Origin of the sequence: Micrococcus sp. ACRRV, assembly GCF_022346985.1 — a bacterium.
In the GTDB taxonomy this organism is placed as follows: domain Bacteria; phylum Actinomycetota; class Actinomycetes; order Actinomycetales; family Micrococcaceae; genus Micrococcus; species Micrococcus porci.
In genome coordinates this window covers 1-4,398 of sequence record NZ_JAKRNH010000148.1, presented here as the reverse complement: position 1 = coordinate 4,398, position 4,398 = coordinate 1, and the positions used below count along the sequence as shown (strand labels likewise).

Below are 4,398 nucleotides of genomic sequence, written 5' to 3'. Positions count from 1 at the left end.
GCCCAGGCTAGACCGGGGTGAGACCCCGGTCACCTTGCGTTGCGCCGGATCTCACCCTCCGGACGGGATGACGACGCAGGCCCCGGGCGTTCCGCTGGCGATGGGCCGGATCCGTGCCCGCCGCCCCCGCCGAAAGGACACCCGCCCCGTGCGCCTCGCCGACGTGAACCCGTTCCCCGCGATGTTCACGATCGGCCCGCCGGACAGGGGGCACGAGGTCGGCCTGCGCGTCGGCGTGACCATCCTGGTGCCGCTGCTGCTCCTCCTCGCCCTGGACCGCATGGACCTGGCCAGCTACGCCACGTTCGCGGCCTTCACGGGGATCTACGGCCGCAACGAGCCCCACGGGGTGCGGCTGCGCACCCAGCTGCGCGCCGGGCTGCTCATGCTCGGCGTCCTGACCGCCGCCACCGTGGCCGGGCGGTTCGGGATCTCCGAGGCCCACGACTCCTGGGGCCTGGTCCTGTGGACCACCGTGATCGCGGGCGTGGCCACCGTGGCCACCGGCTGGTGGAACCTGCGCCCGGCCGGCTCCCTGTTCCACATCTTCGCCTTCGCCGCGGTCGCGTCCGTGCCCGTCAAGCCCCCGGCCGTGGAGGGGATGCTGATGGCGGTGGCCGTCGTCGTGTGGGCCATCGCGGTGGGACTGTCCTCCCGCGTGCTGCCGAGCCACCGCACCCCGCTGACCTGGCCGCCGTCGGACCGCCCGGACCGGGGGCGGCGGCGCCTCATCCTGCTCGAGGCCATGTGGTACGTGATTGCAGCCGGGGTCGCGGGCTCCGTGGCGACCCTCGTGGCGGCCCCGCAGGGCGTCCGCCACAACTACTGGGCCATGGTGGCGGCCGTCGTGCCGCTGGCCGGCCACTCCACGCGCTACCGCGTGAACCGGGGCCTGCAGCGCGTCCTCGGAACGGTCCTCGGCCTGGGGCTCACCGCCCTGATCGTGCTCCTGGACCCGCCGGCGGTGGGGATCGTGCTGGTCATCGCCGTGCTGCAGGTCCTGGCCGAGGTGTACATCGCCCGGCAGTACGTGATCGCCCAGACGGTGGTGACGCCGCTGGCGCTGCTGTCCACCATGCTCGTGGCCGTCACCGTGGGTGGGGCCGGGTCCCTCGCAGAGGCCGGCGCGTTCCGCAACCTCCAGGATCGCGCCGTGGAGACCGTGATCGGGGCCGTCGTCGGCATCGTGTGCGTCCTCTACCCGTGGGCGTGGCGCAAGTGGGTCCGGCGCTCCCCGGACCCGACCCGGGAGATCCCGATCGTGCGTCCGGAGCAGATCCAGCGGCCGGTCGGCGGACGCGGCTGACGGTCAGCTGAGGGGGCGACGGCGGAGCGCCGTCCCTTTCGCGCACGGCAGCGGGCGACGCGCCGTCCCTTTCGCGCACGGCAGCGGGCGACGCGCCGTCCGTTTCGCGAACGAAAGCGAGGGGGGGTCAGGCCCGGGCGGCCTGGGCGGCGAGCCGCTTCGCGAGCTGGCGCAAGGTGCCCAACTCGCGGTGGATCCGCGAGTCGAGGTCCTGGTCCGTGAGGGTCTGAGAACCGCCGCGGCCGCGGAGGTACAGCAGCTGCGCGAACCGGGCGCGGCGCCAGCGGAACTCGGCCTCGGCGTCGCGGGCCTGCAGGGCGCGGGAGATCTCCCGGTCGTAGAGCTGCGGCTCGTCCAGCTGACGCTGGCGCACCTCCAGCACGCGGGCGGCGCGGCCGGGCTCCGAGGGGACCTCGTCCGCCTCCTTCAGGCGGGAGCCCAGGTTGGCGGCCGTGATGTGGTCCCCGTCCTCGCGCAGGATCAGCGCCGCCAGGCCCAGCGCCGCCTGGATCGACTTCCAGCGGCCCACCGCCCCGTCCCAGGGCAGGTTGGTGAGCAGGCCCAGGGTGGTGAGCGTGCCCTCCACGTCCTCGTGCAACAGGTACATGCGCTCGGCCATGCCGAACACGTCCTCCAGCTGCGCGCCCGAGCGCAGGTTCAGCCCGTGGGACAGGCGCGCCGCGGTGGCGGTGAGCTCGGCGTCGTCGAGGTGGCGCTGCCCCACGGCGACGATCCGCGACTCCGGCGAGCCGGCGTCCACCGGGGAGAACGCGGTGTCCGCGGCGGCCTTGACCTCCTCCGGGCGGTCCGTGCGCACCCGGATCACGGAGCCGTGCGCGATCTTCACCTCGCGCCCGCCCACCAGGGTGGCGATCACCAGGGCCGGGGTGCCGAAGTCGTCACGCACGACGCGTGTGGACGCCACCGCCGGCGCAGGCTCGCCGCGGCGGGTGAGGAAGGAGTCGCCCGGACGCACGTCCTGGGCCTTCAGGTGGCGGAGGTACCCGCCCGCGATCGGTGCCACCTCAGCGCCCCCATCCGACATGGGCCAGGGCCTGGCGCACCAGGTTCCCGCGGCCGCCGATGAACTCCGCCTGGACGTCCTCGCCCAGAGCCTCCTGCGGGGTCAGCCACGTCAGCTCCAGCGCGTCCTGGCGCGGGCTGCACTCGCCCGACACCGGGACCACGTAGACCAGGGACACGGCGTGCTGCCGGTCGTCGGTCAGGCCCGTCTCCGACGGCGCCGGGAAGTACTCGGCCACCGCGCACGGCACGAGGCTCGGCGGCAGCTGCGGGAAGGCCAGCGGGCCGAGGTCCTTCTCCAGGTGGCGCATGAGCGCGCCGCGGATCGTCTCCCGGTACATCACGCGCCCGGAGACGAACGTCCGCTGGAACTGCCCCTCCTCGTCCGCCACGTACAGCAGCCCGATCTCGGAGACGTACCCCAGGGCGTCCACGCGCACGGGGATGGCCTCCACGTACACCATGGGCAGCCGACGTCGGGCCTCGTAGAGGTCCTCCTCGTTCAGCCAGCCCGGGTTCGGGTCGGGGGTGCGCACGCTCATGCCCTCTGTTCTACCGGAGATTGCGCCCCGGGGCACGCCCGTCCGCCGACGGGTGACCGGGTGCCGCACCCGGGACCTGCCCTACCCTGGGCGCATGCCCTCCTACCGCGCCCGCCTGCAGATCGGCGACGTCCTGCCCGGCCACCGGCCCGAGGAGGTCCTGGACACGGCCGAGGCCGCGATCGGCGCGACCCACGAGGTCGCCGCGAAGGATGTGGAGGTCGTCGCGCGGGTGCCGCGCATCGTCCTGCGGTTCACCGTGCCCGCCGCGCACCGCGCCGCCGAGGACGCCGAGGCCGCCGCCGTGGCGGGCCGCATGGCGGAGGCCGTGGCCGACGTCGCCACCGTGGGCCGCCTGGACGTGCTGCGCCGCGAGGGCGGCCGCTGGCTGCCCGTCAGCGCCCGTTGACCCGCCCCGCCGGCACGCCCTGCGGAGCCGCGGCCGCCTGCTCCTCGATCTCCCGCACCCAGGTGCGGCGCACCACCACGAGGAGCAGGACGCCCAGGCCGCCGGCCACGGCGGACAGGCCGACCCACGCGCTCTGCCACGCCCCGAGGGGGCTGGGCAGCAGTCGCGGCAGGGCCAGGCACAGGAGCGTCCACGCCATGCCGAGCGCCAGGCCCAGCCGGCCGCGGTCCTGCAGGGCCAGGCGCGCGCCGGTCAGCACCACGGCCCACAGCAGGGCGGCGGCCACGAGCGCCGAGGGGAACCAGCCCCAGAACACGCCGGTGGCGGCCACCGGCGAGGCCAGGGTGGTGGGCGCGGCGGCCAGCAGCAGCCCCAGGAACCCGCCCAGCACGCCGTCCGTGCACGTCTGCGCTGCGCGCGTGCGGGCTGGGACGGCCGTGAGGCCGCGCATCACCCGGATCATCAGCGCCAGCGCGGCCAGCCACACCACGAACTCCAGGCCCCACGGCACCAGCACCGCCAGCGGGAACCACAGGGCCGTGAGCGCCAGCGCGCCCGCCACGCTGCGGCGGGTCTGACGCTGGCGGGCGGCCGCACCCTGGCCCGGACCCCACTGGTGCGCCACGTACACCCCCAGGGCCAGCCAGAGCACCGGCCAGACCGCAGGGTGCAGCGGGAACAGGGAGAGCACGGACGTGGTGAACGCGTAGCGGCCCCCGTGCGCGGCCGTGTACGACCCCTGGTCCACCACCCGCAGGCCCGGCACCAGCCGGAACAGGCCGAGCCCCCACGCGGACGCCAGCACGAACAGCAGCCACGCGCCGGTGAGCTCCAGCTGGTGCCGGCGATCCTCCCGGGTGGCGGGGGCGCGGGGCTCCGGCGGGCCCGACGGCGGCACGTACCCGGGCACGATCGGGAACGCCCCCGTGGCCGGTCCCGTGCCGTCCGCCGCGCCGTGGGCGGTCTGCGCCCGGACGGCGTCGGCCTTGGTCAGCAGCCGGCCCGTGCGCCGCCACTGCGGGAGGGCGGCGCGGGCGCGCTCGAGGAGGGCGGCGTCGTCGAGCCCCTCGGCGGGGTCCGCGAGCAGGGGGCGCAGGTGGGCGGGCGGGACGATGTCC

Annotated in this window: 4 protein-coding genes and 1 pseudogene; 2 read left to right on the top strand and 3 right to left on the bottom strand. The window is 75.6% G+C overall.

Annotated features, from left to right (window positions below):
- Positions 1 to 67: 67 nt before the first annotated feature.
- A complete protein-coding gene (locus tag MHY29_RS11365) occupies positions 68 to 1,306 on the top strand; it encodes an FUSC family protein (RefSeq protein WP_239241299.1) in 1,239 nt (412 codons plus the stop codon).
- A 127-nt stretch (positions 1,307 to 1,433) separates the two neighbouring features.
- On the opposite strand, the gene MHY29_RS11360 is transcribed toward MHY29_RS11365, so the two are convergent.
- Both MHY29_RS11360 and MHY29_RS11355 read right to left on the bottom strand, forming a co-directional pair.
- Positions 1,434 to 2,330: a DUF6707 family protein gene (locus MHY29_RS11360; RefSeq protein ID WP_224355657.1), complete on the bottom strand. Its 897-nt coding sequence runs from the start codon at positions 2,328 to 2,330 to the stop codon at positions 1,434 to 1,436.
- Between the two features lies 1 nt (position 2,331).
- On the bottom strand, positions 2,332 to 2,871 hold the full coding sequence (locus tag MHY29_RS11355; RefSeq protein ID WP_224355656.1) for an NUDIX hydrolase family protein: 540 nt from the start codon (positions 2,869 to 2,871) through the stop codon (positions 2,332 to 2,334).
- 94 nt (positions 2,872 to 2,965) lie between these two features.
- Here MHY29_RS11355 and MHY29_RS11350 point away from each other — a divergent pair, with 94 nt between their 5' ends.
- Positions 2,966 to 3,280 carry a hypothetical protein gene (locus MHY29_RS11350; protein ID WP_224355655.1) on the top strand — a complete coding sequence of 105 codons (315 nt, stop codon included), beginning with the start codon at positions 2,966 to 2,968 and terminating at the stop codon, positions 3,278 to 3,280.
- Here the strand turns inward: MHY29_RS11350 and MHY29_RS11345 are convergent.
- Positions 3,267 to 4,398, bottom strand: a pseudogene (locus tag MHY29_RS11345) (hypothetical protein); the annotation flags it as partial. The gene MHY29_RS11350 and the pseudogene MHY29_RS11345 sit on opposite strands and share 14 nt — an antisense overlap.